At 63.2% G+C, this 26,511-nt stretch carries 28 protein-coding genes and 2 tRNA genes; 12 read left to right on the forward strand and 18 right to left on the reverse strand.

Annotated elements, in window-relative coordinates:
* The first annotated feature begins 59 nt into the window (after window positions 1-59).
* Window positions 60-332, forward strand: a complete 273-nt coding sequence (gene hupB, locus RFM40_RS15785; RefSeq protein WP_027166452.1) for a DNA-binding protein HupB — start codon at window positions 60-62, stop codon at window positions 330-332.
* A gap of 87 nt (window positions 333-419) precedes the next feature.
* Here hupB and RFM40_RS15790 read toward each other — a convergent pair whose 3' ends face one another.
* The gene (locus RFM40_RS15790; RefSeq protein WP_320277790.1) at window positions 420-1,442 is read right to left on the reverse strand and encodes an aldo/keto reductase; all 1,023 of its coding nucleotides are present in this window, start codon (window positions 1,440-1,442) and stop codon (window positions 420-422) included.
* 152 nt (window positions 1,443-1,594) lie between these two features.
* Here RFM40_RS15790 and hxlB point away from each other — a divergent pair, with 152 nt between their 5' ends.
* The 3 genes from hxlB (at window position 1,595) to RFM40_RS15805 (ending at window position 3,385) form a co-directional block, all read left to right on the forward strand.
* Window positions 1,595-2,161, forward strand: coding sequence for a 6-phospho-3-hexuloisomerase (hxlB, locus tag RFM40_RS15795; protein ID WP_320277791.1), 567 nt, complete (start codon window positions 1,595-1,597; stop codon window positions 2,159-2,161).
* A gap of 4 nt (window positions 2,162-2,165) precedes the next feature.
* Window positions 2,166-2,909 carry a creatininase family protein gene (locus tag RFM40_RS15800; protein ID WP_320277792.1) on the forward strand — a complete coding sequence of 248 codons (744 nt, stop codon included), beginning with the start codon at window positions 2,166-2,168 and terminating at the stop codon, window positions 2,907-2,909.
* Window positions 2,910-3,043: 134 nt separating this feature from the next.
* Entirely contained in the window at window positions 3,044-3,385 is a 342-nt protein-coding gene (locus tag RFM40_RS15805) for a hypothetical protein (RefSeq protein WP_320277793.1), read from the forward strand.
* Between the two features lie 161 nt (window positions 3,386-3,546).
* On the opposite strand, the gene RFM40_RS15810 is transcribed toward RFM40_RS15805, so the two are convergent.
* The 3 genes from RFM40_RS15810 to RFM40_RS15820 form a co-directional block, all read right to left on the reverse strand.
* Complete coding sequence (locus RFM40_RS15810) at window positions 3,547-4,464, reverse strand: carbohydrate ABC transporter permease (RefSeq protein WP_320277804.1); 918 nt, start codon at window positions 4,462-4,464, stop codon at window positions 3,547-3,549.
* Window positions 4,465-4,469: 5 nt separating this feature from the next.
* Entirely contained in the window at window positions 4,470-5,591 is a 1,122-nt protein-coding gene (locus RFM40_RS15815; RefSeq protein ID WP_320277794.1) for a carbohydrate ABC transporter permease, read from the reverse strand.
* A gap of 96 nt (window positions 5,592-5,687) precedes the next feature.
* Entirely contained in the window at window positions 5,688-7,364 is a 1,677-nt protein-coding gene (locus tag RFM40_RS15820) for an ABC transporter substrate-binding protein (protein ID WP_320277795.1), read from the reverse strand.
* A 275-nt stretch (window positions 7,365-7,639) separates the two neighbouring features.
* Here RFM40_RS15820 and RFM40_RS15825 point away from each other — a divergent pair, with 275 nt between their 5' ends.
* The 5 genes from RFM40_RS15825 (at window position 7,640) to RFM40_RS15845 (ending at window position 10,997) form a co-directional block, all read left to right on the forward strand.
* Complete coding sequence (locus RFM40_RS15825) at window positions 7,640-8,698, forward strand: ABC transporter ATP-binding protein (protein WP_320275160.1); 1,059 nt, start codon at window positions 7,640-7,642, stop codon at window positions 8,696-8,698.
* Window positions 8,699-8,725: 27 nt separating this feature from the next.
* A complete protein-coding gene (locus RFM40_RS15830) occupies window positions 8,726-9,178 on the forward strand; it encodes an RbsD/FucU family protein (protein WP_320277796.1) in 453 nt (150 codons plus the stop codon).
* Window positions 9,179-9,182: 4 nt separating this feature from the next.
* A complete protein-coding gene (rbsK, locus tag RFM40_RS15835) occupies window positions 9,183-10,112 on the forward strand; it encodes a ribokinase (protein WP_320277797.1) in 930 nt (309 codons plus the stop codon).
* 338 nt (window positions 10,113-10,450) lie between these two features.
* A complete protein-coding gene (locus RFM40_RS15840; protein ID WP_320227269.1) occupies window positions 10,451-10,696 on the forward strand; it encodes an exopolysaccharide production repressor protein in 246 nt (81 codons plus the stop codon).
* Window positions 10,697-10,898: 202 nt separating this feature from the next.
* Window positions 10,899-10,997, forward strand: coding sequence for a putative RiPP precursor (locus tag RFM40_RS15845; RefSeq protein WP_192253810.1), 99 nt, complete (start codon window positions 10,899-10,901; stop codon window positions 10,995-10,997).
* Between the two features lie 107 nt (window positions 10,998-11,104).
* Here the strand turns inward: RFM40_RS15845 and RFM40_RS15850 are convergent, their stop codons facing one another.
* Window positions 11,105-11,308, reverse strand: a complete 204-nt coding sequence (locus RFM40_RS15850) for a hypothetical protein (RefSeq protein ID WP_320277798.1) — start codon at window positions 11,306-11,308, stop codon at window positions 11,105-11,107.
* A 180-nt stretch (window positions 11,309-11,488) separates the two neighbouring features.
* Window positions 11,489-12,835: an NAD(P)/FAD-dependent oxidoreductase gene (locus RFM40_RS15855; RefSeq protein ID WP_320277799.1), complete on the reverse strand. Its 1,347-nt coding sequence runs from the start codon at window positions 12,833-12,835 to the stop codon at window positions 11,489-11,491.
* Window positions 12,836-13,166: 331 nt separating this feature from the next.
* On the opposite strand from RFM40_RS15855, the gene RFM40_RS15860 reads away from it, so the two are divergent.
* Window positions 13,167-13,556 (forward strand): hypothetical protein, encoded by a 390-nt coding sequence (locus RFM40_RS15860; protein ID WP_320227266.1) that lies wholly within the window; start codon window positions 13,167-13,169, stop codon window positions 13,554-13,556.
* Between the two features lie 510 nt (window positions 13,557-14,066).
* Here the strand turns inward: RFM40_RS15860 and RFM40_RS15865 are convergent.
* Window positions 14,067-14,143: transfer RNA gene (locus RFM40_RS15865), tRNA-Asp, on the reverse strand.
* A 218-nt stretch (window positions 14,144-14,361) separates the two neighbouring features.
* On the opposite strand from RFM40_RS15865, the gene RFM40_RS15870 reads away from it, so the two are divergent.
* Window positions 14,362-14,437: transfer RNA gene (locus RFM40_RS15870), tRNA-Val, on the forward strand.
* A gap of 21 nt (window positions 14,438-14,458) precedes the next feature.
* Here the strand turns inward: RFM40_RS15870 and RFM40_RS15875 are convergent.
* From RFM40_RS15875 to RFM40_RS15895, 5 genes are all read right to left on the reverse strand, one after another.
* The gene (locus tag RFM40_RS15875; protein WP_320227265.1) at window positions 14,459-15,229 is read right to left on the reverse strand and encodes an SDR family oxidoreductase; all 771 of its coding nucleotides are present in this window, start codon (window positions 15,227-15,229) and stop codon (window positions 14,459-14,461) included.
* A 13-nt stretch (window positions 15,230-15,242) separates the two neighbouring features.
* Window positions 15,243-16,238 carry an ABC transporter permease gene (locus tag RFM40_RS15880; protein WP_320277800.1) on the reverse strand — a complete coding sequence of 332 codons (996 nt, stop codon included), beginning with the start codon at window positions 16,236-16,238 and terminating at the stop codon, window positions 15,243-15,245.
* A 115-nt stretch (window positions 16,239-16,353) separates the two neighbouring features.
* Entirely contained in the window at window positions 16,354-17,394 is a 1,041-nt protein-coding gene (locus tag RFM40_RS15885; RefSeq protein ID WP_320227263.1) for a sugar ABC transporter substrate-binding protein, read from the reverse strand.
* A 39-nt stretch (window positions 17,395-17,433) separates the two neighbouring features.
* Window positions 17,434-18,198, reverse strand: coding sequence for an ATP-binding cassette domain-containing protein (locus RFM40_RS15890; protein WP_320227262.1), 765 nt, complete (start codon window positions 18,196-18,198; stop codon window positions 17,434-17,436).
* A complete protein-coding gene (locus tag RFM40_RS15895; protein ID WP_320227261.1) occupies window positions 18,195-19,361 on the reverse strand; it encodes an ROK family transcriptional regulator in 1,167 nt (388 codons plus the stop codon). The genes RFM40_RS15890 and RFM40_RS15895 overlap by 4 nt, the downstream gene beginning before the upstream one ends.
* 213 nt (window positions 19,362-19,574) lie before the next feature.
* Here RFM40_RS15895 and RFM40_RS15900 point away from each other — a divergent pair, with 213 nt between their 5' ends.
* The gene (locus RFM40_RS15900; RefSeq protein WP_320277801.1) at window positions 19,575-20,753 is read left to right on the forward strand and encodes a M24 family metallopeptidase; all 1,179 of its coding nucleotides are present in this window, start codon (window positions 19,575-19,577) and stop codon (window positions 20,751-20,753) included.
* A 300-nt stretch (window positions 20,754-21,053) separates the two neighbouring features.
* Here the strand turns inward: RFM40_RS15900 and RFM40_RS15905 are convergent, their stop codons facing one another.
* The 6 genes from RFM40_RS15905 to RFM40_RS15930 form a co-directional block, all read right to left on the reverse strand.
* On the reverse strand, window positions 21,054-21,809 hold the full coding sequence (locus RFM40_RS15905) for an ABC transporter permease (RefSeq protein WP_320227259.1): 756 nt from the start codon (window positions 21,807-21,809) through the stop codon (window positions 21,054-21,056).
* Complete coding sequence (locus RFM40_RS15910) at window positions 21,806-22,579, reverse strand: ABC transporter ATP-binding protein (protein ID WP_320218987.1); 774 nt, start codon at window positions 22,577-22,579, stop codon at window positions 21,806-21,808. Before RFM40_RS15910 ends, RFM40_RS15905 begins: the two co-directional genes overlap by 4 nt.
* 100 nt (window positions 22,580-22,679) lie before the next feature.
* Window positions 22,680-23,732 carry an ABC transporter substrate-binding protein gene (locus RFM40_RS15915; RefSeq protein ID WP_320227258.1) on the reverse strand — a complete coding sequence of 351 codons (1,053 nt, stop codon included), beginning with the start codon at window positions 23,730-23,732 and terminating at the stop codon, window positions 22,680-22,682.
* Between the two features lie 63 nt (window positions 23,733-23,795).
* Window positions 23,796-24,230 carry a VOC family protein gene (locus RFM40_RS15920; protein WP_320227257.1) on the reverse strand — a complete coding sequence of 145 codons (435 nt, stop codon included), beginning with the start codon at window positions 24,228-24,230 and terminating at the stop codon, window positions 23,796-23,798.
* Between the two features lie 2 nt (window positions 24,231-24,232).
* Window positions 24,233-24,967: a FadR/GntR family transcriptional regulator gene (locus RFM40_RS15925; RefSeq protein WP_320227256.1), complete on the reverse strand. Its 735-nt coding sequence runs from the start codon at window positions 24,965-24,967 to the stop codon at window positions 24,233-24,235.
* Window positions 24,964-26,400 (reverse strand): FAD-binding oxidoreductase, encoded by a 1,437-nt coding sequence (locus tag RFM40_RS15930; RefSeq protein ID WP_320227255.1) that lies wholly within the window; start codon window positions 26,398-26,400, stop codon window positions 24,964-24,966. Before RFM40_RS15930 ends, RFM40_RS15925 begins: the two co-directional genes overlap by 4 nt.
* Between the last annotated feature and the right edge of the window lie 111 nt (window positions 26,401-26,511).

Raw genomic sequence — 26,511 nt, forward strand, 5'->3', positions numbered from 1 at the left:
AAAGTCCGTTTCCTGCCGGATGAGTCGTAGTTCCGGTTTTCTCATGGAAGGGAATTTTGATGAACAAGAACGAACTGGTGTCCGCCGTCGCCGACTCCGCAAGCATTTCGAAGGCTGATGCGCAGTCCGCCGTCGATGCGGTGTTCTCCGTGATCACTGGCGAACTGAAGAAGGGCGGCGATGTCCGGCTTGTCGGCTTCGGAAATTTCACCGTGTCAAAACGCGCTGCTTCGACCGGCCGCAACCCGCAGACCGGCGCGGAAGTGAAGATTCCGGCGCGCACCGTGCCGAAGTTTTCTGCCGGCAAGGGCCTCAAGGACGCGGTCAACTAAGACCTTTTTCTTTATCAGAAAAGCCAGAAAAGCCGGGCTCGCCCGGCTTTTCTTTTGGTGCGCCCTGCGGCGGCAGGATATCTGCAGTCAGGCGGTCGGCGCGTCGGCGCGCATCAGGCCTTCCTGCTTGAGATCCGCCCACAGGGCCGCCGGGATCTTGACGTCGAGCAGCGCGCGGTTGTTTTCGACCTCGGCTGGGCGCTGGCCGCCGGGGATCACCGACATCACGGATGGATGCTGCAGCGGGAACTGCAATGCGGCCTCGATCAGCCGCACGCCATGGCGCTTGCAGACCCCCTCGATGCGCGCCGCGCGCTCGAGCACGTGCTTTGGCGCCTCGGTGTAGTTGTAGAAAGCGCCAGGCTTCGGCCCCGTCGCCAGGATGCCGGAATTGTAAGGGCCGCCGAGAACGATGCCGATGCCGCGCTTTTCGCAGAGCGGCAGGAACGACTCCAGCGCTTCCTGCTCGAGCAGCGTATAGCGGCCAGCAAGCAGGAAGAGGTCGAAATCGCCACGCTCGGCGAGCGTCTGGCAGACCTGCCATTCGTTGATGCCGCCGCCGAAGGCCTTGATCACGCCCTGGTCGCGCAGCGAAAGCAACCCGTAATAGCCAGAGGACATGAACTCCTCGATGCGCCGGTCCGACGCCTCCTTGCTGCCATGGGTGAAGATGTCGACATCGTGCACGTAGAGGATGTCGATGCGGTCGACGCCGAGACGCTCCAGAGAAGCCTCGAAGGAACGCATCACGCCGTCATAGCTGTAGTCGTAGACTTCCTTGCGCGACGGTGTGTCGAAGAACTTGCCGATGCCGGTGCGCTGGTCGGGCGGGCAGACGCGCATGATGCGGCCGACCTTGCTCGACAGCACGTAGTCGTCCCGCTTCTTGCCGCGCAGGAAGGGGTTGAGCCGGGTTTCCGACAGGCCGAGGCCATAGAGAGGCGCGGTGTCGAAATAGCGGCAGCCGGTCTCCCATGCCGCCTCCAGCGTGGCATTGGCGTCCTCATCGGAGACGGCGCGGTAGAGGTTGCCGAGCGGCGCAGTGCCGAAGCCGAGCTCGGTGAAGGTGATGCCGCCATTGCCGATGCGGTCGAAATGCCGTGTCTTCATAGCTCACGATGTCCCGGATTGATTTGTCTGACATGACACTATCACGCCGGTGGCACAGCAAAAGCGCCGAGGCTCGTTGGACGCGAATTTTCGCGGTGATAGCATGAACAAAATCAAGTGTTTCCAACCTTCGGCAGACAGGACGAATTGCCATGACGCAAGCCGGGTCGGAGATGTTCGAGACCGCGCTGGACGAGCTTGGCGCCGTGGTGAGGCGCGTCGATGACGGCCGGGTCGATGCCGCCTGCGAAATGCTTGCCGGCGCCGGCAAGATCGTCGTCTATGGCTGCGGCCGCGAAGCACTGCAGGTCAAAGGCTTCGCCATGCGGCTCTTCCATCTCGGCCTGTCTGTCGCGGTGGTCGGCGACATGACCACGCCGCCGCTGGGCAAAGGCGATGTCTTCCTCGCAAGTTCCGGGCCGGGCGAGACCACCACCGTTCTCGCCTTGATGCGGGCGGCCCGCGCAGCCGGCGCCAAGGTGCTGCTGCTGACCGCCGAGCCGGCCGGCAGCGCGGCGAAGCTCGCCGACTTCACGCTGCTCGTTCCGGCCCAGACCATGGCCAGCGACCAGGGCGCGGCAAAAACTTCGGTGCTGCCGATGGGCTCGCTGTTCGAAGGGGCGCTTTTCCTGCTGTTCGAGGTGATGGTGCTGAAGCTCAAGGCGCTGACCAATGCCACGCCGGAGGCGATGCGCGCCCGGCACACCAACATGGAGTAGGGACATGCGCTACGAGCTGATGCTGCCGCACCAGATCCGCAGGGCGATCGAGGAGAACTGGCCGGTCGCTCTGCCGCTCGGCGTGCTCGAATACCATGGCGAGCACATGGCGGTCGGCATGGATACGCTCGCCGTCATCAAGATGCTGGAACTGTTCGAGAAGGAGAGGGACATCGTCATCCTGCCGCCCTTCTACTACGGCGCGGCGAGCTATGCCGTGGCGCCGCCGGAAGGCAGCGGCTCGCTGCAGATCGGCGGCCCGGTGCTGGCGCCTTTCGCCGAGGAGCTGTTCTACGGTTTGCTGCGCATCGGTTTCCGCAACATCCACGCCATCATCCATCACCAGACCGAGAATTTTGTTGCCGGCATGCCGACCGATCTCGCGTTCAAGACCGCTGGCCGTCAGGCGATCTTCCGCTTCCTGGAAAAGGAGCGCGGCGAGGGCTGGTGGGGCTCCGACGAGATGGCCGACTATTATGCCGGCCATGCCCAGGGCGAGAACGTCTTCAACTGGGTACAGGTGCATCCGCTGATGCCGGCCGCGATGAGCGGCAAATACCCGTTCGACCATGCCGGCATCGGCGAGACGTCGCTGATGCTGGCGCTGTGCCCTGAGGCGGTGGATGCCGGCCATTTCGCGGACAATACCGGCTGGTACACGAAAGGCGCGCCGGAGGCGTCGGCCGAGCTCGGGCAAAAGGGCGTCGCCATGATCCTGGAGCATTTGCGGACGACGCTATCTGCCTAGTCGGGTTCTTTTTGAAGGAGGACATCAGGAAGTCCTCCAGCCTATATATTAGCAAGTCCGAATAAGATATATTGTAGGACCAATTGTGCTCGGAACCCGAGGGGCTTTCGGTGAACGCGGCCGGGATACGACGCGTGGCAACGTTTGCAGGCGTAGTCGCCACGGCTGCAGAACTTCAGGATGTTTCTGCGTTTGCGCACGGCGCCAGCAGTGGCTGGACTTATCCGCCGGCCTGCTGTCACGGCGATTCAATGACAGGCGAATGCAGCAGTATCCCCAGCACCACTGTCACGCCGAGCCCGGATGGCTACGTGATCATCCTGCGGCCGGGAGACCATCGGAAGGTCACTCACCAGAACCGCTATCTCGTTCCTTACGACAGTGTCATTCCTTCCGGTGATGACAACTTTCACATCTGCTTGCATCCGACCGAGGAGCACGAAAACTGCTTCTTTGCGCCAGCCGAAGCTATATAGCGGCGGACTAAAGCGCGTCGCGATCTTTCAGATTCGCTCCATCCGCTTTAGGTTTTTGATTTCACGCATGTCTTTGTCCCGAAACCGGTTCCCACTTTCGAGAGACATGCTTTAACCGGCCCGCTTTGGGCGACATGCGTGAGGCGTCGGTCGAGTCCTCGCTACTTCACCGACCCGGCCGTCATGCCCATGATGAGATAACGCTCGAGCGCGATGCCGATGATCGCCAGCGGCGCGATGGCCGCCGTGGCAAGGGCTGCCATCGACCACCAGTTGATGCCTTGCGAGCCGGTCTGGCTCGCCACCATCACGGGGATGGTCTTCGCATCGGTCGAGGTGAGAAGGGCAGCGAAGAAATACTCGTTCCAGCAGAGCACCATAGCCAGGATGAAGGCGGCGACCATGCCGGGAAGCGCGATCGGCATGACGATGCGGAAGAAGGCGCCCCAGATCGACAAGCCGTCGACCAGCGCCGCCTCCTCGAGCTCGACGGGAATAGAGTTGAACTGGTCGCGCATGATCCAGATGACGATCGGCAGCACCATCAGCGTGTAGAGGAGCACAAGCCCGATGCGCGTGTCGAGCAGGGCCACTTCGCGGTAGAGCACCAGGAAAGGCAGCGCCAGCACGACCGGCGGCAGGATCAGCTGCGACAGGAAGAAGAAGGAGATGTCCTCGTTCTTGAACCAGGCGAAGCGATAGCGGTAGCGGGTCAGGCCATAGGCGGCGAGGCTGCCAATGATGATGGCGAGGCTCGATGCGCCGACCGAGGTGATGACCGAGTTCATGAAACGCTTGAGGAACTCGTCGCGCACGGTCGAGGTCTGGAAGATCGAATCCGGCGACAGGCCGAGCGAGCGCCAGCCTTTCCAGTCCGGCTGGAAGTCGACAAAGGGGATGAGGTGCCCTTGCGTGACGTCGACCGCCGATTTCAAGGAGGTGGTGATGGTCCAGTAGATCGGGAACAGGCAGACGAAGGACCAGAACACCAGCGCGCCGTAGATGAAGGCGCGGCTGGTTATGAAGGCCGCCGGCGAGCGGATCTCGGAAACGGTGTAGTCGGTGGTCTGGTTCATGATGCCGCTCAGTTCACGTTGCGCACGAAGCGGCTGGCGATCTTCAGCAGCCAGGTGACGAACACAATGATGATGACGAGATAGGCCATGGCGAGCATGGTGCCGTAGCCGACATTCGAGCGGTCGCGATATTCGCGGTAGATGAAGCTCGACACGGAATCCGTGGCGCCGCCAGGGCCGCCGGACGTCACCGTGATGATGATGTCGGCAAGCTTGAGCTTGAAGATGATGCGCAGGATCACCGCGGTCACCGACACCGGCAGCATCAGCGGGAAGGTTACCTGCCAGAAGGTCTGCCAGGTATTTGCGCCATCGACGCGAGCCGCCTCGATGACCTCGCGCGACATGGCCTGCAGGCCGGCGAGCAGCATGATCATCATGAACGGGATGAAGGTCCAGGCGTCGAGCACCATGATCGAGATGCGCGCGATGACCGGGTCGGAGAAGAAAGCGGGATTGTCCCAGCCGAGATGCCGGGCCAGCGTCGCCGCCGGTCCGAAGCGGTATTCCATCAGCGACTTGCCGATCATCCAGGAAACCGCGACCGGCGACAGCATCAGCGGCAGCAGGAAGACCACGCGGAAGAATTTCCTGGCGCGGATCTGAGCGTTGAGCAGCAGCGCCAGTCCGAAGGCGATGACATATTCGACCAGAACCGCGAGCACGTAGAGCACCATGTTGAGCAATGCATTGCGGTAGTAGGGGTCGGCCAGCATCTGCCAAAAATTTTCGAGCCCGTTGAATTTCCGGCCCGAGAACGAGCTGAGGTTCCAGTCGGTCAGCGCGATGTAGAAGCCGAACAGCGTCGGGAAGATCACCATGGCAATGGTGAAGAGCAGCGCCGGCAGCAGGAACAGCGCGCGCTGGCCGTCCTCGCCGCGTGTCAGCACCTGCCAGGCGCCAAGCGCCACGCCCCACAGGACATAGGCGTAGACCACGGGGCGCCAGGTATAGAAGCCGACCGTGTCGACTTCAGTCTTGTAGAGGATCTGCATCACGATCGCCGCCAGCAGCACGAGCGTCGCGGCAGCCAGCAGTGCCCAGCCGAGGCGCTTGCGGCCGGGCGGGATCAGATCGGCCGATGTGGAATTTGCCGGCCACGCGTTCGCGGTCGAAATCTGCTCAGCCACGCCTTTCGCCTCTTTGTCCGAATGACCGGCCAGAGCCCGGTCAAGATACGGCCCGGCGACGAGGTGTCGCCGGGCCGCGACTTCTCACGGGATAGCCTACATGCCGAGCGAGGCTTTGTAGAGCTTGATCTGGTTCTCGCGGCCGATCTGGTCGGTCAGTTTCTCCCAGGCGGCAGCGATGGCATCAGCACCTTCCTGCGCCTTCATCTTGCCGGCGAAGGTGTTGGCCAGGATGTCCTCGGCGGCGCTGTAGTACTGGAAGATGCCGGGGATGCGCGGCTCGATCGCAGCGTTCGGATGGTTGTAGGAGTCGCCCTCCGACTTCAGATACGAGGTGATGAAGGCCTCGTCATAGCCGGCCGCCACCCATTCCGGAATGTTGAAATGGCTGTTCCGGTAGGGCTGGAAGCCTGACGGATACGCCGCGCACCAGAGCGACAGGTCCTTGCCGCCGAGATGGGCCGCCGCCGACCATGCCGCCTTCTTCTTCTTCTCGTCGCTGTCGACGCGGGCCATGACATAGACACCCCAGCCCAGATAGGCGCAGTTCGGCGCATAGTTCGGGCCGCTGGCGAGCTTGTCCCACTTGCCGGTCTTCGAATTGTAGACGTCGTCCGATCCCGGCAGGATCGAGAAGCCGGTCACGTCGCCGACGACCGAGGAGTCGTTGGTCTTGACGTTCGAGCCGACGTCGCCCCACCAAGCTACCATCGAACCTGTGCCGCCAAGGAACTGGCTGAACGCAGTCTGGTTCGGGTCGGCGTTGATTTGATCCTGCGGCTCGGAAGGCAGCGCGTCGATCACATCCTGGATCGCCCGCACCCAGGCCGGGTTATTCACCCGCGGCTTCATTGTGTCCGGATCGAACAGCCATGCCTTGTCGTCGGGGTGCTTGGCATAGGCGCTGGCGCGGCTGCCGAGGAAGTAGAAGCCGAAGCCGCCCCAGGGCTTGGGCGCGTCGAGGTAGCCATAGACGTCCTGGCCTTTCACCTGCTTGCCCTTGAGGAACTTGGTCACGGCCTGCACCTGCTGCCAGGTCTTCGGCACGCCCCATTCCGCCAGGCCTGCCTTGTCGCCGGTGTCGGCTTTCCAGGCTGCCGCCAGATCGGCGTCGGAGAACACGTCGGTGCGGTAGTTGAAATTATGAGTATCGCCGTCGACGGTCACGCGATACTGCTTGCCGTTCCAGGTACCGACCGGCGGCTTGAGATACGCCACCAGGTCATCCATATCGATCTGCTTCTTGACCCAGTCCGGCATTTCGGAAGTGAGACCCTTGCCGCAGACATCGCCTTCGAACGGCGCACCCATCTCAACAATGTCAAAATCGATTGTATTGGTAGCAATCGCCTGCTGCAAGCGTGGGTTGTAGTCTGCCTGCGCCAGGTCGATCCAATTGATCTTGGCGCCGGTATAGGCTTCCCACGGCTTCAGGAAACCGCGGAACAGCACGTTGTGCAGATTCTGGTTGTTGAGGCCCATGAAAGTGAGCTCGACACCGGCGAATTCACCTTCCTTGACGTTGGCCTTGGTCGCTTCCAGGCAAAGCTCGCCGACCTTCTGGAAGTCGGCGTCCGTCGGCTGGCCCTTGCCGACGCCCGGTATCTGCAGAAGTTTCGCGCGCAGATCATCCGCGGCGGCGGCCGGTTTGGTCAGCGCGCCGAGCCCGGCGCCTGAGGCCGCCGCAAGTGCTGCCATGCTGGCAGCGCCCTTCAGCAATTCGCGGCGGGTCGCCCCGGCGCGCACCAGTTTTTCGTAAAGGTCGACTCTCATCTCAAGGTTCCTCCCAGAACTCAGTCGTGAATGAATTGCCAATCTCGGACGCCGAAACGTCTGTGGTTCTCATATACCATAGGGGGACGTGGGACCCCACCCTGCGTCGCCTGGAGATCCGATTTTCCGGGACAAGGACCGGCTGTCGGATTGGCACTCGCAACTATTCGCGTAATCGATTACCTTGTCAACAAGGATGGATTTTTATCTATAAGATACTGACTTGCCCTTGCCGTTGGCAATGGCTAGCTTCACCGAAAAAGATAGGGGGGACGATGGCTCAAGTCGCTATCACCAATGTGGCCAAGGCATTCGGAACCGTCAAGGTTCTGCATGAGGTCAGCGTCGACATCGCCGACGGCCAGTTCGTCGTGCTGGTCGGCCCTTCGGGATGCGGCAAGTCCACGCTGCTGAGAATGGTGGCGGGGCTGGAAACAGTCTCGGGCGGAACGATCTCGATCGGCGACCGTATCGTCAACAACCTGCCGCCCGCCAAGCGCGACATCGCCATGGTGTTCCAGAACTACGCACTCTATCCGCATAAGACGGTGGAGCAGAACATGGCTTTCGCGTTGAAGCTGCGCGGCACCGACCCGGCGGTGGTTGCCGATCGGGTCAAAAGGGCTGCCGATATCCTCGACCTTGCCCCCTATCTGAAGCGCTATCCACGCCAGCTTTCCGGCGGCCAGCGCCAGCGCGTCGCCATGGGTCGCGCCATCGTGCGAGATCCGCAGGTGTTCCTGTTCGACGAGCCGCTCTCGAACCTCGACGCCAAGCTGCGTGTGCAGATGCGCACCGAGATCAAGGAGCTGCACCAGCGGCTGAAGACCACAACCATCTATGTCACCCACGACCAGATCGAGGCCATGACCATGGCCGACAAGATCGTCGTGATGCGCGACGGCCGTATCGAGCAGGTCGGGGCGCCGCTGCAATTGTTCGACCGGCCGGCCAACCTGTTCGTCGCAGGCTTCATCGGCTCGCCGGCAATGAACCTGCTCAAGGGTACGGTGAAGAAGGGCGAGAAGCCCGTGGTCGACATCGCGGGCTCGGCCTTTCCGATGCCAGCCGGTATCCAGACCGAGGACGGACAGGCCGTCGTCTACGGCGTGCGGCCGGAGCACCTGGAAATCCATCCCGACGGCGTCGCGTCCACGATTTCGGTGGTCGAGCCGACAGGCTCGGAGACGCTGGTGTTCGTGCGCTTCGGCGAGGGCGAGATGGTGGCGCTGTTTCGTGAGCGTCACGACTTCAAGCCGGGAGATACGTTGAAGCTTAGGCCGCGGCTCGACCACGTCCATCTCTTCGATGCAGGGACCGGCAAGCGTCTCTGACCGCAAACAGACTTCCAAGAGGAAACCATGCTCAAAGGGATCAATCCGCTGCTCAATGCCGACGTGCTCCAGGCGCTGCGGGCGATGGGCCACGGCGACGACCTGATCATCGCCGACACCAATTTCCCATCCGACTCGGTTGCCAAGCAGACCGTGCTCGGCAAGCTGCTGCGCATCGATGCGCCGGCGGCCGAGGTGGCGAAGGCGGTGCTGTCGCTTTATCCGCTGGACAGCTTCGTCAACGACGCGGCCGCCCGAATGGAGATCGTCGGCAAGCCGAACGAGATCCCGCCGGTGCAGAAGGAGGTGCAGAAGGAGATCGATGCGGCCGAGGGCAAGGGTTGGCCGATGATCTCGATCGAACGCTACGCCTTCTACGAGCGCGCCAAGAAGGCCTATTGCGTCATCCAGACAGGCGAACGCCGCTTCTATGGCTGCTTCGCCTTCCGCAAGGGCGTCATTCCGCCGGACGCGGAGTAAGGAGATGGCCGCCGGCAAGCCAATCGTTATCCTGGGTGTCTTCGTCGCCGACACCGCCTATCGCGCCGACCGCCAGCCGCGCATGGGCGAGACGATCCTCGGCAACTCGTTCAAGCTCGGGCCGGGCGGCAAGGGCTCGAATCAGGCGGTCGCGGCCGGCAAGCTCGGCGCCGACGTCACTTTCCTGACGAGGCTCGGCGTCGATGCTTTCGCCGACATGGCCAGGCAGACCTGGAAAGCGGCGAGCGTGAAAAGCGCCGCAATCGAAACGCCGGACAGCTACACGGGCGCGGCCTACATTTTTGTGGAAGAGGGCAGCGGCAACAACGCCATCATCGTCAGTCCGGGTGCGGCTATGCTGATCTCGCCCGCCGATATAGAGGCGCATGCCGGCCTGATCCGCTCGGCCGGTGTCTTCGTCACCCAGCTCGAGCAGCCGATCGACGCAGCATTGAAGGCACTTGAGGTCGCGCGCGGGGCAGGGGTGACGACGATCCTCAATCCAGCGCCGGCAGCCAGCCTGCCGGAGCGTATCTACACGCTCTGCGACTACGTCACGCCCAACGAGTCCGAGGCCGAAGGACTGACCGGCATCACAGTCTCGTCGATCGACGATGCGCGCCGCGCCGCCGACAATCTGCTGGCGAAGGGGATCGGCACCGTCATCGTGACGCTTGGCGAAAAGGGCGCGCTGCTGCACACCAAGGACCGTTCCGACCATGTCGGCGCCGTCGATGCCGGCCCGGTGGTCGAGACCACTGGGGCGGGCGATGCCTTCAATGGGGGCCTGGCGGCGGCACTTGCGAAAGGGATCGAGCCGCTTGAGGCGGTGCGCTTTGCCTGCGCCGTCGCTGGTATTTCGGTGACGCGCCCGGGGACAGCGCCCTCCATGCCGACGCTCCAGGAAGTCGAGGCGCTGCTGGCGAGGGGTTGAGTTCGCCAGCGTCGCGCGCAACCTCAGTGGCGCTACTCGCATCGCGCCCGACTGGCGCCTGCCACAACCCTGACAATTCGGTGCCTGGCGCCGCAGGGTGGCATATTAGCCACGGTTAATATTATTCGGCGCCGACGCCTTGCATCAACAGCCAGGGTGTCCCGTAATGGGTCACTGTGCCTGGCATCGCAATTGCACCGTCAGCAATGCCGGGGTGGACCGTGCTCCGGTAGCCGGGGGGCAATTTGGGGGGTCCCGCCGCTCCGCGAATGGGGCGGCGGGCTCTTTAACGGTTGAGTTGAGGGTCGCCTGAAACGCCAAACTGGGGTGGGATGCCGATGTATTTTCCTCAATTTCTGGTGGGCATGTTCGCGACGTCGTTCATCATCGCAATCTGGGCTGAGCTGGAGACCGGCTCCGTATGGAAGGCGCTCGGCTGGGCCATTCTTGCGATGATCATTCTTCAGGTTGGATACGTCGGACTGGTGGTCCGGCTGGCCCTCAAACGGGGATCGGAAGATACCGAGGCAGACTTGGTATCGGCAAATTCCACAGCATCGGTCCATCGCGCGCGTCCGGGCTAGTCGGTTCGAGACGGAAAACCGCCTCTCACTGAAATTGCCCAAGATTTTCGCGACGCAGCGCTGTCGCAATTCCGTGCAATGGCAATCCCGCGCGCCATGGCCCGCCGAGTCCAGGTCTCAGTCCGTCGTTCGGAACGCAACCGAAGCGCGCGCGTTCACTGTCTTGACCGAACACAAGGCAGCCCGGTTGCGGAACGGTGAGATGAAAAAGCCCTATCAAAAGCCAACGCTTGTAAAGCGCGAGAAGCTCACCGCGCGAACCGCCCAGATTGTCGCCTCCGGTGTGATATTGGGCGAGTGAATGCCGCCAGAGCGGTTCAGCTTTTCACGGAATCGCTGATCCGCTCTATGTATTGTTTTTCCGCAATTCCAGACGGAAAACCGCTTCGCACTTTTCCTGGAATTACCCTAAAGAATCTTGCTGGTCAGTTCCAGCTTCGTCGCAGCACCTTGCTCGCTGCCGGGCATATGCACGACACGCAGGACGCGGAGGTCCATATTTGACCCCTCCACCGGCATGGATACGCTTTCGCCCACCCGCGGCAGCTCCTGGAAAGCGAGCTCGTCCACATCCCTGGCATCGTCGATCGAAACGCGACATCTCACAGCCATCTGTCTCTCCCGTTTTCGGCCCTTGGGCGGAACGAGGCAATGGCGGGATGGTTCCGGCGCAAGGACTTCAAGAGCCAGCACGGTGGCATCAACAACGAGCGGGGCTTCATCGCCGTGCTCTGTCTCTTTGTTTGCCCACATTTCTGAGGCGTCAAGCGATTCCGCTTGGCTGCAGAACGCTCAAAGGGCCGGACCTGGCCGAATGGCGCTGCCGTCATGAAAGCGCGACAGGCGAAAACGGGTCAGATCGTGCCCGATCTCATTTCCCTGGATCATGTCGGAGACGACCCGACCGATTCCCGGCCCGATGCCGAAGCCGTGACCGCTCATGCCCGTCGCGACGATAAGGCCGCCGATCGCCTGTACGCGGTCCACTATGGGGACGACGTCCGGCATTGCGTCAATCATGCCTGCCCAGCTTGCCTTGATGCGAACTGGCCCGAGCTGCGGGAAAAGCCGCGTGAAATTGCGTTCGATCGAACGGAGGCCAGAGGAGGCGGGGGTGGGATCGAGCACCCGCATCCTTTCGAATGGACTTTGAGAATCCGGTGTCCAGCGACGCGGCGTCGACCAGCTATCCGGGTAGCCGCCCGGCGCGGCCGGCGAGTAGCGTGTCCCGAACGGATTGGCGATGAGCGCGGGAAGGTATTTCGTCGCGTGTCGGAACGCGTCAGGCCCGATGTAGAGCAAACTGCCTCCTCCGGGAGCGAGCGTGTATCCGCCATCCTGCCTGCGCCTGAAGGCGATGTGATCCGCTGCCGCGGCGCCGGCATGGACTTCAGGCATCGGCTCCGTCGCAGCCACGGTCGACCTGACACTGAGCTGGGGAATGGAAACGCCATGTCTCCGCAGGAAGAGGGAAGACCAGGCGCCGCCCGCGAGCAGGACGCTGGAGGTCGCGATGTGACCCGCCTCAGTCCACACGCCGCTGACCCTGCCGGCCGAAATCTCCAGGGTTCGCGCCGCGCAATTCTCTACGATCCTGATGCCTCTGCGGGCCGCCAGCCGGGCGAGTGCCGGCACCGCCACCCAAGGCTCCGCCCGCATATCGGAAGGTGTCGTCATCGCGCCCTTGAAACCGCGCGACATGCCTTTGATGAGGCCGGCGGTCTCCTGCGCGTCCAGAAGGCGAGTGTCGATCTTATGGACGGCGGCGATCTTCATGAATTCTTCGAACCCGGCCATTTCTCGGTCCGAGCTTGCCAGATAGGTAACGCCTGTCTGGTTCAGGCCGATGTCCTCGCCGCATTCCTTAGCCAGTTGCCGCCAGTGACGCGACGCCTCGATCACGATCGGCAGCTCATCCGCATCGCGTCCCTGCTTTCTGATCCATCCCCAGTTTCGAGAGGATTGCTCGGCCGCTATCCGTCCCTTTTCAACCAGCGTCACCGAGATGTTGCGCCGCGCAAGAAAAAGCGCCGTCGTCACGCCGATGACGCCGCCGCCGATAATCACCACATCCGAACTTTTCGGCGGCGGACCGGGATATTGAATCGGGTTCGCTTCGGAGAACGGGAAATTGGGCAAGTGAGGCATCCTGAAGAAAGCTGTGACAGCTATGGCCTACCGGCAGCCACCTTTTCTTGAGGCAGTTCAGGGGAAGGGGGAGCACAGGCTGCCCGGTGGGGTACAGATATTCGCCCAAAAGAGCCGGCGAACGTGCAGCCACAATTCAACGCTCGATCACATCGGATAACGTTTGCGTTCCACCTCCGTTTCGACGCCGAGGCGGCCTCTATATCTCGTCGCGGGCCGAGAACCGCCGGCGATGCATGCCCCCCACCGTGACACGACGCGACCAGACGGCCTATTTCGGAGAGCGGCTTTACCGCTTCCTCCATCATAGGGAGATGCCATCATGCGCTCTTTCATGCCAAAAATCATTGCAGCCGTCTTCGCCGCCATACCGCTTTCGAGCGCCTATGCCGTGCACCGTCACTATAGGACGCAGGTCGACACCACGACCACTGCATCGGTGCCGGCGGATCCGGCAGCGCGCGCGGCGATGGAGCAGTTGCTCAGTGTGAAGCAGGGTATCCGCCAGGCCAGGGAGGCCGGCAAGATCACGCAGGACCAGGCCCGCGATCTCATGCAGCGAGCGGATGCCATCCAGCACACCGCGCTGACTTCCGGAGGCCTTTCGGCGCTCGGCCAGATCAATGCGCTGGATCAGCGGCTTCAGAATGCCACCGGGCAAGGCACCTATATGGGTGACGGTGCCGATGGCGGCTACTATCCGAACGGCTGACGACAATACGCGCTTAAAAAATGGCCGCCGGCGTGAGCAGTGCATCCTCTCAGGAGGGCCTTTGAGGAAGCCTTCCTCAGCCTCACGCCGGCGCCGCCGCCGTTCTCGAGGATGAATTCGACGCCGCAGCTCGCTGAACTTCTCGATGGGCTGCTCAGCTAGCCCGTCTTAGGCTCGGGCTCTGGAGGCGGCGCATTTGGGTCGGGGCAATCAGACAATTGCTCACACGGAGGGGGCCGATCGCCAACGCCGCCATAGCGTTCCACGAGTTTTGCGAATCCGTAGGCGAACGCGGAAAGAAGCGCCAGGATAACCACTATTCGGACGGCCATTCGGGATTGTAGCAGGACCTGGATCCGGGTTTGACTAGCTACAGGTAGAAGAGCAGACGAGGCTCGGCGCGAGGGAAGGCGGCCTCTCCAGGGGAGCAAAACGACCTAAAAGTCCGAATTGCCGGTCTGGCGTTCAGACTTTTGACCTCTATCCCAACGGCAAACTTATTGAAAAGAATGGCGCGAGTGACGGGGCTCGAACCCGCGACCTCCGGCGTGACAGGCCGGCACTCTAACCGACTGAGCTACACCCGCGCACTGACGAGCACGTGTCAGCCGTGTTCGTCGTTGGGGCGGTGGATAAGGGGTTCGTTTGCGGGTGTCAAGCGCGGCATGTGAGCATAACAGCAAACTGGAGAAGGTTTTTTGACAAGTGCGCCGGCATTGGAGAAATCCGCCTGGCAGCGGGTGTGCCGGCTGTTCATTGGGCCTTGCGAATGGAGCTCTAACTGCTTAAAGGTCCGGCCCGGAGCGGGCGATTAGCTCAGTTGGTAGAGCGCTTCGTTTACACCGAAGATGTCGGCGGTTCGAGCCCGTCATCGCCCACCAGTTTCCTGGCAGAATCAAGACTCACGGCGGCGTCAGCCTGAAATCCTGGCCTTCGGGCAGGAGCTGGCCGCCGTCGACGACGATCGTCGTTCCCGTAATATAACTGGCGTCGTCGGAGGCCAGGAACAGGAAGGCGTTGGCGACGTCGCGCGGCGTGCCGAGGCGTCCCAGCGGCACGGCGTCTTCCATGCTTTTGATGAACGCGGCATCGCGATGCAGCTGCATGCCTTCGGTCAGGATGTTGCCGGGCTCGACGCCGTTGACGGTGATGCCGTAGCCGGAAAATTCGAGCGCCGCGGCGCGGATGAAGCCGTTGATGCCGGCTTTGCTGGCCGAATAATGGCCATGGCCGGGGCTGCTCACTTGCGGGCCGGTGATGGAAGAGGTGAACAGCATGCGGCCGCTGCCCTGAGCCTTCATCGGTGCCAGCGCTGCGCGCGCGGTGTTGAAGCTGCCGCGCAAATTGACCGCCATGACGCGGTCCCAGTCTTCCGGGCTGGTGTTCTCGATCAGCTGCCAGGGATAGATGCCGGCGTTCTGGACGATGATGTCGAGGCGGCCATGACGCTCCAGCGCCAATGTCACGACAGCTTCCGCGTCGGCCATCTTCGAGATGTCGGTATGGATGAAGGCGGCACCCAGCTCGCGGGCGCTCGCCTTACCGGCTTCGGCTTCGCTGTCGGCAAGCACCAGTTTTGCGTCCTCTTCGGCGAAGCGTTGGGCTATGCCCTTGCCGATGCCACGCGCGGCGCCGACGATCGCCGCCACCTTGCCTTCGATGCGTCCGGTCATGCGAGCCATCCTGTCATGCGAGTCTTTGGCGAATGGTTTGCTTGAAAGCGTCGAGCAGCACGGCCGCCAGCACAAGCAAGCCGTGGATGACCTGGGTGAAGTTGGCCGGCAGGCCCATCAGGTTGATGGCGGTGTTGATGGCCGACAGAAGCAGCACGCCGGCATAGACGCCGGGCAGGGTGCCGACGCCGCCCTTGAGGCTGACGCCGCCGATGACGACGGCGGCGAAGGCGTTGAAGAGCAGGCCGACGCCGAGATTGGCGGTCGCCCCGGAGGTGCGGATGGCAAGCAGCCAGCCGGCCAGGCCGGCAATGGCGCCGGCAAGCACGAAGGCGATGATCAGGTTGCGGTTGACGCGGATGCCGGCACGGAAGGTCGCGGTCTCGTTGCCGCCGATCATCACCAGATGCCGGCCGAACGGCGTCTTGGCCAGGATCAGCGAGAAGACGACAAAGCAGCCGACCGCGATCCAGGCGGTGAGCGGCAGGCCGACGAGCCGCTGGATGCCGAACCAGCGGATGGCGGGCGCCAAATCCTGCGCCGAGCGCCCGCCCGAAACTACCAGCACCAGCCCGCGCACCCAGATATAGGAGGCAAGCGTGATGATGAAGGCGCTCATCTTCAGCCTGACGATGAGGAAGCCGTTGATGACGCCGATGACGGCGCCGACCGCCAACGCTATCGCGAGCGACACCGGCACCATCAGCCAGTCCGGATGCAGCTGCAGGCCGATACCGATGCCGGACGAGCAGAACACGATGCCGACCGCCATGGCGCTGAGCGCGGCGACCGATTCGACCGACAGGTCCATGTGGCCGGCGATGATGACCAGCGCCAGGCCGATCGACATGACGCCGAGCACGCTGGAAGCCTCGACGATGTTGGCGAAGATGCCGAGCTGGAAGAAGTTGGGAATGAAGATCGAGAAGACCGCCAGCACGAAGACCAGCATGAACCAGACGAGATTGTCGAGCACGAGCTCGAGGATATGGCGGGTGCGTGGGCTCATCGTGTGATCCGGTTGGGGCTGATCCGGTTGGCGCCAGGACGATCTGCGCGGCCACCTCGTGCGGACGCGCAGGAAGGCTCCGGGCCGCGGTGGCCCGGAGCTTTGCGGGGCAAGCCTATTCGACGGACTTCACCGTATCCGTCGGCGGCTTCTGGTTGCCCCAGAAGGCCGGGTTGTCGACGTTCTCCTTGGTGATCGCGGCGCCCGGGATCTTGATGTTCGGGCCCCAGGCTTCCTTGGTCACCACCGACTTCAGGCCAAGCACGTCATAGTCGCCGGGCTTGACCTCCTGCTTGTTGGCGACCTTGTCCATGAACATGGCGACCGCGGCCGCCTGCGCATAGAGCGGCTGCTCGACCTCGACATTGAGCCAGCCCTTGCGGATCAGGTCGAGGCCGACCGGCGCGCCGTTCGAGCTCATCAGCATCACGTCGCCCGGCTTCTTGCCGGCGGCTTCCAGCGAAGCGACGGCGGCGACCGAAAGATGGGCGGCGTGGCTGAAGATCAGGTCGATGTCGGGATTGGCCAGCATCTGGTCGGCGACGATGGTGCCGGCATTGCTCGCTTCCCACTGCATGGCCGGTAGCGAGATGATCTTGACGTCGGGAAACGCCTTCATCTTCTCCTCAAAGCCCTTCTGGATGTCGAGCGTATACGGGTCGCCGGGATCGCCGAGGACCTGCAGGATCTTGCCCTTCACCGAGCCGTTCTTGGCCTTCAGCAGCGCTTCGGCCTGCTCGGCGGCGATATGGCCGATCTCGACCGTGCCGGCGACCGAGGTGAAGTCGGAAGGCGTGGCGGTGATCTGGCGGTCGAACTCGACCACCGGGATGCCGGCCGCGCGGGCGGCTTCAACAGATGGCTTCAGCGCATTGAAATCGACCGCGGCGAGGATGATCGCCTTCGGCTTCAGCGCGATGACGTCGTTCATCTGCGATTGCTGGGCGTCGGTCTTGTTGTCGGCGTTCAGCGTTTTCATCTCGTAGCCGACCTGCTTCAGGAACAGCTCCAGCGCGCTCACTGAGCCGGTCTGGAATTCGTCGAGCAGTGTCGGGACCAGGTAATAGACGGTACCCTTGGACTGGGCGAATGCCGGCGTGAGCGTGGCAATTGCCAGTGCCAGGATACCGAAGACAGAAAGTAGCATTCGCTTCATGTCGTTCGCTCCTCTTTAGCCGGACCCCTCATTTGTCCCTCAGCTCGCCGGTCCGGCACCGGCGAGCGTTTCTCCGGTGATCATGTTGATCACCGCATCGGGACTTGTCTTGTTGCGGGCAACGTCGCCCGCCACGACGCCCTGGCGGATCACCACGATCCGGTCGGCGACCTGGAAGGCCTGCTGCATGATGTGGGTGATGATGACGACGCCGATGCCCTGGCTCGCCACCTGGCGGATCATGTCGAGGCCGCGGCGCGTCTGCTCGACGCCGAGCGCGGCGAAGGGCTCGTCGAGCAGCACCAGCTTGCCGCCCCAATGGACGAAGCGATTGAGCTCGATCGCCTGCCGCTGGCCGCCCGAGAGATGCTCGACCTTGGTGCGCAGCGAGGGAATGCGCGTGCCGGCATTGGCCAGCGCGCTGGCCACCACAGCCTCCATGGCGCGCTCGTCGAGCACCGGAACGCCCAGCACCTTGCGCGTGATCTCGCGCCCCATGAAGAAGTTCGCCACCACGTCGACATTGGTGCAGAGCGAGAGGTCCTGGTAGACCGTCTCGATGCCGGCGGCCTTGGCCTCGGCGGGGGATTTGGCGAGGAACTCCTTGCCCTCGAACAGCATGCGGCCCGAAGTCGGCTCGAGCCCGCCGGCGATGATCTTCACCAGCGTCGACTTGCCGGCGCCATTGTCGCCGAGCAGCGCCACCACTTCGCCGCGCCCGATCGAAAAGCTGATGCCGCGCAGTGCCTGGATGGCGCCGTAGTTCTTGGCGACGTTGTCGAGGACCAGCAGGGGTTCGCTCATGCCGCGATATCTCCGCCTTTGAGAACGTCGCCCTCGCGCTGTCGCTTGGCGGTGAAGATCTGGCCGAAGCGCGGCGACAGCACACCGGAAACGGCAAGCGCTGCCGCCCCTCGCAGCACCGCATGCTGGCCGCCCTGCGCAACGAGGAGTCTTGGCGCCACGCGGTCCTTGCGGGCCGAGACCGAATTGTGCAGCGGCTGCACCGACGCCGCCAGCCTTTCGAGCAGGGCAGGCGAGGCAAGTCCGCCGAGAACGATCGTCTCGGGATCGAAGAGGTTTTCTATGATGGCAATTGCGTTGCGGAAGACCGGCGTAACCTCGCTCACCCAGTCGGCATCGTTACCTTTCCAGCGCCCGCGCGCGTCCAGCGAGACGTAGCGTTCGAGGCAGCCGCGGTTGCCGCAGGGACAAAGCTCGCCGCCCGGAACGACCGGGATGTGGCCGATCTCGCCGGCATTGCCCCAGGCGCCGCGCAATGCGCTGCCATCATGCAGCATGGTGCCGCCGAGCCCGACGCCGAAGTAGAGATAATAACATTCGGAATGTTTTGCACCGAGGCCATAGAAGCGTTCCCCCATCGCCGCGGCAGCCATGTCGTTTTCGAAGAAGGCCGGCAGGCCGGTGACCGCTGTCAACCGCTCGCGCAACGGAACATCCTGCCAGCCGGCCATCGTCGTCGGGCCCACGAAGCTCATCGGTTCGACGCCGAAAGGTCCCGGAAGCGCCATGCCGATGCCGATGACGCGGCCGCCCGAGCGGCGACCGGTCAATTCGGCAACCATGGCGCCGATCGCCTCGAACGCTTCGTCGGGCGCCGCATGGGGCGCCTCGCGATGCGCGCTCTCGATCACGTCGCCGCTGAGATTGATCAGCGCCGCGTCAATGCCGAGCGGCGTGAGATGGATGCCGACGGCATAGCCGCCTTCCGGATTGATGCGTAGCGTCGCCGGCGGCAGGCCGCGGCCCTTCGGCTCCTCGCGAACCGACAGGATGTAACCCTGCTCCTCCAATTCTCTAACGATGGTCGACACCGTCTGGACGGTGAGCCCGACATGCCGGGCGATCTCGCCGCGGGCGATGGGGCCAAAGCGGCGGATGGACTCGAGCACGATGCGCCGGTTGTACGGCCGCCCGAACTCCTGATTGGTTCCCCGCAACGCCATGGCTTGCGCTCCCAGTTGACGCAAGGTTCGCAGAGAACATTTATTCAGTCAAATGGAATTCAAAAATAAATTGACGTAGACTCCCGAGGCCGGGGAAAGGACAGGACCGATAGGACCTGTCCACGTGCCGCCGCTGGCTGATTGCCTCCTTTTTGAAGCCGCCCCAATGGTGTGTGGGCCAGCCGCCGCTGATCCAACAAGCATGGAGCAGAAATGATCGAACTGCCGTTTGCCCGCGACGAATACCAGCAGCGGCTTCGCAAGATCCGCACCGAGATGGCGAAGCGTGGTCTCGAACTCCTGATCGTCAACGACGTTGCCAACCAGCATTACATCACCGGCTATGATGGCTGGTCGTTCTACACACCGCAGGTGGTGCTGGTTCCGATCGAAGTGGTCGAGCCGGTCTGGATCGGTCGCGCCATGGATGCGGCGGGCGGTCTTCTGACGGCCTGGATGAAGCCTGAGAATGTGGTCGGTTTCCCGGAGGATCATGTTCAGCGTGCCGATCGCCACCCGATGGACTGGATCGCGAACTGGATCGTCGCAAAAGGCTGGGGAAACAGGCATATCGGCATCGAGCTTGAAGCCTATTATTTCTCCCCGAAGGGGCATGCCCGGCTTGTCGCCGGGCTTCCCAACGCGAAATGGCATGATGCCGATCTCCTGGTGAACTGGATCCGCGCGGTCAAATCCGCGCCCGAGATCGCCTATCTGCGCAAGGCCTCGACGCTCGCCGAAGCTGCCGTCGCGCGAGCCTTTGAAGTCATTGCGCCGGGCGTTCGCGAATGCGATGCCATTGCCTCCATCCAGGCGGCGCAGATAGCCGGCAGTCCGGACTTCGCGGGCGATATCACCGCCCTTCCGCCAACCATCCTCGGCGGCGAGAACGCTTCGGCCCCGCACATCATGTGGAGCGACAGGCGGTTCGGAGACAATGAGACGATTGCGCTGGAACTCGCCGGCGTCTGCCGCCGCTACGCGTCCGGGTTGGCAAGAACGATGCAGTTAGGGGAGACACCGACGCGTGTCTCGGATACCGCCAAGGCAGTGATCGAGGGCATGGATGCGGTGCTCGACGCGGTCAGGCCGGGAACATCAGCCGAAGCAGTCGAGGGTGCGTGGCGTAAGGTCATCCAACGCCACGGACTGAAGAAGGAATCGCGCATCGGCTATTCCATCGGCGTCGCCTATCCGCCGGATTGGGGCGAGCACACGATCAGCCTCAGGCTGGGCGACAAGACCGTGCTTACGCCCGGCAACGTCGTTCATTCCATCCTCGGCATGTGGATGGATGGCTGGGGCATCGAGATCAGCGAGACCATCCTGGTGACCGAAACCGGCCATGAGACCCTGACCAAGTTCCCGCGAGAGATCCATATCAAATCCTGAGGGTGAAGCTGCGTCGGAGCCGACAATGTCCTCAACACGCCCGGATGGGCCATTGCCGACGACTTTGGCTACTACAGTCAGAGACGCCCGTCGGTCTATTTTCGGCTCGGAACCCGCAACGAGGAGGTCGGATCGGTCTATCCGCTTAATCATCCCAGGTTTCGTGTCGATGAGGCGGCATTGAAGGCGGGCGCCGCGACCCTGGCTTCGGCAGCGGTCCGGTTTCTGTCCGTGCAATCGGATTGACCAGGGCGAACCCTGGCTTGTGCAGGACTTGCATGGACCGGCCGGTACGCCCGTTCAGTACCTGATGACCCGGCGCTCGATCAGCACGACGATGCAGAACAGCGCGATCGACAGCGACGACGACAGTACGATCGCGGCGTAGAGGCGGTCCGACTGGTAATTGAAGGTCGCCTGGATGATCAGCGCGCCGAGCCCCTTGTCCGAGCCGATCCATTCTCCGACGATGGCGCCGATGACAGCGGTGGCGGACGCGATGCGGAGCGAGGAGAACAGCATCGGCAGCGCGCGCGGCAGGCGCAGGCTCCAGAAAATCTCCGAGCGCGTCGCCGACAGCACGCGGAACAGCTCGTGCTCGCTGTCGCTTGCCGAATCCAGCCCCCGGATCATGTTCACCAGCGTCGGAAAGAAGCAGATCACCGCGGCGATCACGATCTTCGGCGTCATGCCGAGGCCGAAGATTAGGATGATGATCGGCGACAGCGCCAGGATCGGAATGGTGTTGAAGAACAGCACGATCGGGAAATAGGCGGCCTGCAGGATGCGGCTGTGCACGAAGAGCACGGCAAGCAGCACGGCGGCCAGATTGCCGATGACAAAGCCCGCCAGCGCCTCGATCAGCGTCGGTCTCAGATTGTCGATGAGCAGGGTGAAATTCTTCTGGAAGACGCCGAAGATAGCGCTCGGCGTCGGCACGATGTACGCCGGCACGCCGAGCATCGGCAGGAGGTACTGCCAGGCAAGCAGGATTGAAGCGGCACCCAGAACCGGCAACGCAACGGTCATCTGCGGTGAAAGCGGCGCCGGTTTCACGATGCGCGCTCCAGCGCGGCGCGCAGATCGGCCATGGCGGCGACGATCGCGGCATCCTCGCGCGAACAGCGGTTGCCCTCCTGCTTGAAGGGCCGCATGTCGAGGTCCTTCACCACGCGCCCCGGATTGGCGGCAAGCACGATCACGCGCTCGCCAAGGTAGGCGGCTTCGGCGATCGAATGCGTGACGAAGAGGATCGTCGTGCCGGTGCGCCGCCAGAGCGAAAGCAACTCGTCGTTGAGACGGTCGCGGGTGATCTCGTCCAGCGCGCCGAAGGGCTCGTCCATTAACAGCAGTTTTGGTTCGCCAAGCAGGGCGCGGGCGATCGCCACGCGCTGGCGCTGGCCCCCCGAAAGCTGATGCGGCAGGCGTTCGCCGAAGCCGCCGAGCCCCATCAGGTCCAGAAGTTCGGCGCTGCGGTCTTCGATCCGGCGCGTCAGGCTGCGCTGGCCGACGCCGAGCGGTAGGCGCACATTGTCTCGCACCGTGCGCCAGGGGAGCAAAGTGGAATCCTGAAAGACGAAGCCGACGTCGCGGCGCGAGCGCACCGCGTGCGGTGTGGCGCCAAGCACGCTTATGGTGCCGCCGAGCGGATCGAGCAGGTCCGCCACGACACGGAGCAAGGTCGATTTACCGCAGCCGGAAGGGCCGAGGATCGACAGGAAGGAGCCGGCCGCGACGGTTAGGTCGAGGCCGGAGAGCACTTTGACAGCCGTCTGCCGGCCGCCATAGCCGACATCGAGCGTGCAGGCTTCGATCGCGTTCGGCATTAGATCAGCATGACTTTTGGTTGAATCGTCATGCTGATCTAACTCTTTGTTGGAGCATGATCTTTTCCGAAAACCGGTTCCCACTTTTCTGGATCATGCTCTAGGCCGCGGGCGCGTCGAGCCTCGGCCGGTCGGCGGCCGAGAGCTCCAGGATCTTGGTGGCGTAGACATCCTTGGCGGCCGGGCGTCCGTTCGGATACTGGCCGACCTTGTCGAGCAGTGCCAATTGCTCCTCGATCGAAGCGGGATCGAACGTGCCCCAGCCATCCTTGGCGGTCGCGCCGTCGAAGGAAAGTTTCAGCACCAGGTTGACGGTCTTCTCCTCCCAGCCGAGATCCATCCCCGGATAGGCGGCGACCATCTTCTTCACCGCTTCCTGCGGATTGGCATGAACCCAGCCCCATCCCTTGCCGACGGCGCCGATGAATTTCGCCAGCGTGTCGGTGTTCTCCTCGATCGCCTTGTCGGTGGCGAAGTAGACGTCGGCGTAGGAGGTAAGCCCGAGGTCGCGCACCAGAAGGTCGATGCGGTCATCGCCGACCACGCTCAGCGCCTGCGTGTTCGTGATCCAGCCGCCTATAGCGTCGACATCGCCACGCACCAGCGGCCCCTTGTCGAAGCCGACATTGACGATAGTGACTTCCGACGGGTCGATCCCGTTCTTGGCGAGGATCTCGTCGATGACAAAGCGAGCCGTCGGCTGGATGCCGATCTTCTTGCCCTTGAGGTCGGCGACGTTGCGGATCGGCTTGGCCGGCTTCGAGGTCAGCGCATAGGGGCCGGTGCGGAAGCCGCAGGCGATGATCTTCACCGGCACGCCGCTGGCGCGCGCGGCATAGAGCTGCGGTGTCTCTGAGAACTGGCCGAGCTGCGCGGCGCCGGAAACGACAGGCGGCACCGTCGAGGCGTTGGGGCCGCCGGGGCTGAATTCGACCTCCAGCCCGGCGTCCTTGAAATAGCCGTTGGCGGCGGCCGCGATGTCGCCGATCTGGCCGTTGGACATCAGCCAGTCATACTGAATGACCACCTTGCCGGCGGCTCTGGCGCCTGGCGTCAACACCAGCTGCATGCCGGCCGAGGCGGCCGCAACCGCTGCGAGGCCGCCCTTCACGAAGGTGCGTCGGGTCAATCGATAGTCTCTGTTCCCACTCATTTTTCGCTCCTGTTGCAGACTTCTTGTTTCTTTCCAAGCGCCGCTCCCTCGGCGCGGCGTCGTCTACGGCTGTTCGTCGTGGTAGTCGCCAGGGCCGCCGTCAAGCCAGGCGTAAAGCTCCCAGAGCGTGTCGTCCGGGTCGGTGAAATAGGCGCAGCGCGCATTCCAGACGTAGTTTTCCGGCGGGCCGTAGAAGGGCACGCCCTTGGCACTCAATTCGCCATGCAGCCAGTCGATATCGGCCGGCGTGTCGAGCTGGACGGCGACGCACACCTTGTGCGCCTGGCGCGGCGACCTCAGCTTCGAAACGCCGGTATGCTGGTTGATGTGGTCGAGCTCCCAGGCGGCGAGCGTGACGCCTTCACCTTGGAAATCGGCAAAGCCCTCGGCGCGGCGACGCAATCGGAAGCCGAGCTTCTCGACATAGAATTCGACCGTGCGCTCGATGTTCTCGACGAGCAGGCAGACGTCGGAGATGCGGGTGACGCTCGCCGGCATGGCTATTTCGCTCCACCGGTTTTGCGAAGTGGCAGCTTGACCCCGACGCGATCGGCCGCGCCGACGATGTGGGCGCGCATCGCCGCTTCCGCCGCTGCCGGATCGCCCGCCACAAGCGCCTCGTAGATGCGCACATGCTCGCCGACATTGACCTCGACCAAGTCGTGCAGCGGGTTGGTGAGGCGGGCGTAGTGGATCGAGTGGCGGATTTGCTCGCAGACGAAGGAAATGAAGGTGTGGATGTAGCTGTTGCCGGTGGCGCGCGCGATCTCGCGGTGGAAGAGCAGGTCGGCGTCGATGCTGCCTTCCTCCCAACGTTCCTCGCCGCCCATGCGGTCGAGCGCCGCCTTAATCGAATCGAGATGCTCCTGCCGGCGCCGCGCCGCGGCGAGCGCCGCCGACTCCGCCTCGAGGATGCAGCGCAGCTCGAACAGCCGCTCCATATTGTGGGTGTCCTTGAGCGCCTCGCGATCGATGCGGATGGCGGCCCTTTGCTCGGGCGCCAGCACGAAGGCGCCAATGCCCTGGCGGGCTTCGATCATCCCGTCTGCCCTAAGCTGCGCGATGGCCTCGCGCACCACATTGCGGCTGACGCCGAATTTTTCGGAAAGCTCCTGCTCGGTCGGCAGCCGCATGCCGGGGTTCAACTCGCCGGATTCGATCTCGCGGCTGAGGAAGGCGGCGACCCGGTGCGGCAGGGTTTCGACGGTGCCGATGGCGGCCAGTCTTTGTTTCATGGAACAGTCTCCGTCAAGGGCAGCAGGCAGCCGGGATTCATCAACCCCTTGGGATCGAGCGCGGTTTTCAGCGCCGTGACCATGCGGCGATGCGTCGGCGAGAGCTCAGCCCAGAATTCCCTGCTGCGACTGCGGCCGATGCCGTGCTCGGCGCTGATCGAGCCGCCGAGGTTGACGGCGATGTCATAGAGTCCCGCAGTGATTTCCGCGCCGCGGGCTCGCGCTTCGCCCGCGCCGAGATCGGCCGGCGGCAGCACATTGAAGTGGATGTTGCCGTCGCCGGCATGGCCATAGGCGAGGGAAATCCAGCCTGAATGTTCATGCGCGACGAAGCGGCGAGCGCGCTCGATCAGGGCAGGGATGTCCGAGATGCGCACCGAGAGATCGGTGCGCACGTGGTAGCCGCGCTTGGCCTGGCCTTCGACAAGCCCTTCGCGGATCGCCCAGAAGGCCTTGGCCTGCGCAACGCTAGTGGCGAGAACCGCGTCAGCCACCAAGCCGTCTTCCATCGCATCGGCTAGGAAGCCGGCCAGCATGCCGTTGAGATCGATGGCCGCACTGGAGGACAATTCGACCAGCGCCTGTACGGGAGCCGAGACCGGCGCGGTCACTCCAGGATCGATGAGCTGGGCCAAGTCGATGCATTCCGAACCGATGATCTCGAAAGCGGAGATCAGGTCTGAGCAATCCCGACGAGCCCGGTTGAACAGTGCGACGGCCGCCTCGAAGGAGGCGAGGCCTAGATAGGCCGTTTCGATACGTGCCGGTTTCGGGAACAGCTTGACCTCGACGCCGGTGATGATGCCGAGCGTTCCCTCGCTACCGACGAAGAGCTGCTTCAGGTCATAACCGCTGTTGTTCTTGCGCAGGCCGGAAAAGCCGTTCCACAGCTCGCCATCGGCGAGCACGACTTCCAGTCCGAGGATCAGATCGCGCGCCATGCCGTAGCGCAGCACATTGACGCCGCCCGCGTTGCTCGCGGCATTGCCGCCGATCTGGCAACTGCCTTGCGCGCCGAGCGCCAGCGGAAACAGGCAATCCTGTGCCTCGCTCGCATCCTTGATCGTCTGCAACACGCAGCCTGCGTCGGCTTGTAGCGTGAAATTCTCGGTGTCGATCCGGCGAATGGCGTTCAGCCGCTCAAGGCTGACGACGACCAACCCGGCGCCTTTGCTGTCGATCGCACCCGAAACCAGCCCAGTGTTGCCGCCCTGCGGAATGACACCGAGGCCGAGCTCACTGCAGAGACGCATTAACGCTTGCACGTCGGCGACCGAACCGGGCCGTAACACCGCCAGAGCGCTGCCGCGGCAATCGCCAGCCCAATCGCCGAGGTATTTCGCCATTCCGGCAGTGTCAGCGGTGAGGCCGTCGCGCCCGACTGCGCCTTCGAGGGCGCCGAGAATGTCCGGCGAGAGGCTGTGAAGGGTCATCAGCGGCGCAATTCGATGTCAGGCGATAGGGTGATACATATCATCCTACAACTTAGGCCGAGTCAATCCTTTGTGCCTTCTGGCAGGTCAAACTGTGGATGGACGAAACCC

It is taken from the genome of Mesorhizobium captivum (assembly GCF_033977165.1).
Taxonomy (GTDB): domain Bacteria; phylum Pseudomonadota; class Alphaproteobacteria; order Rhizobiales; family Rhizobiaceae; genus Mesorhizobium; species Mesorhizobium captivum.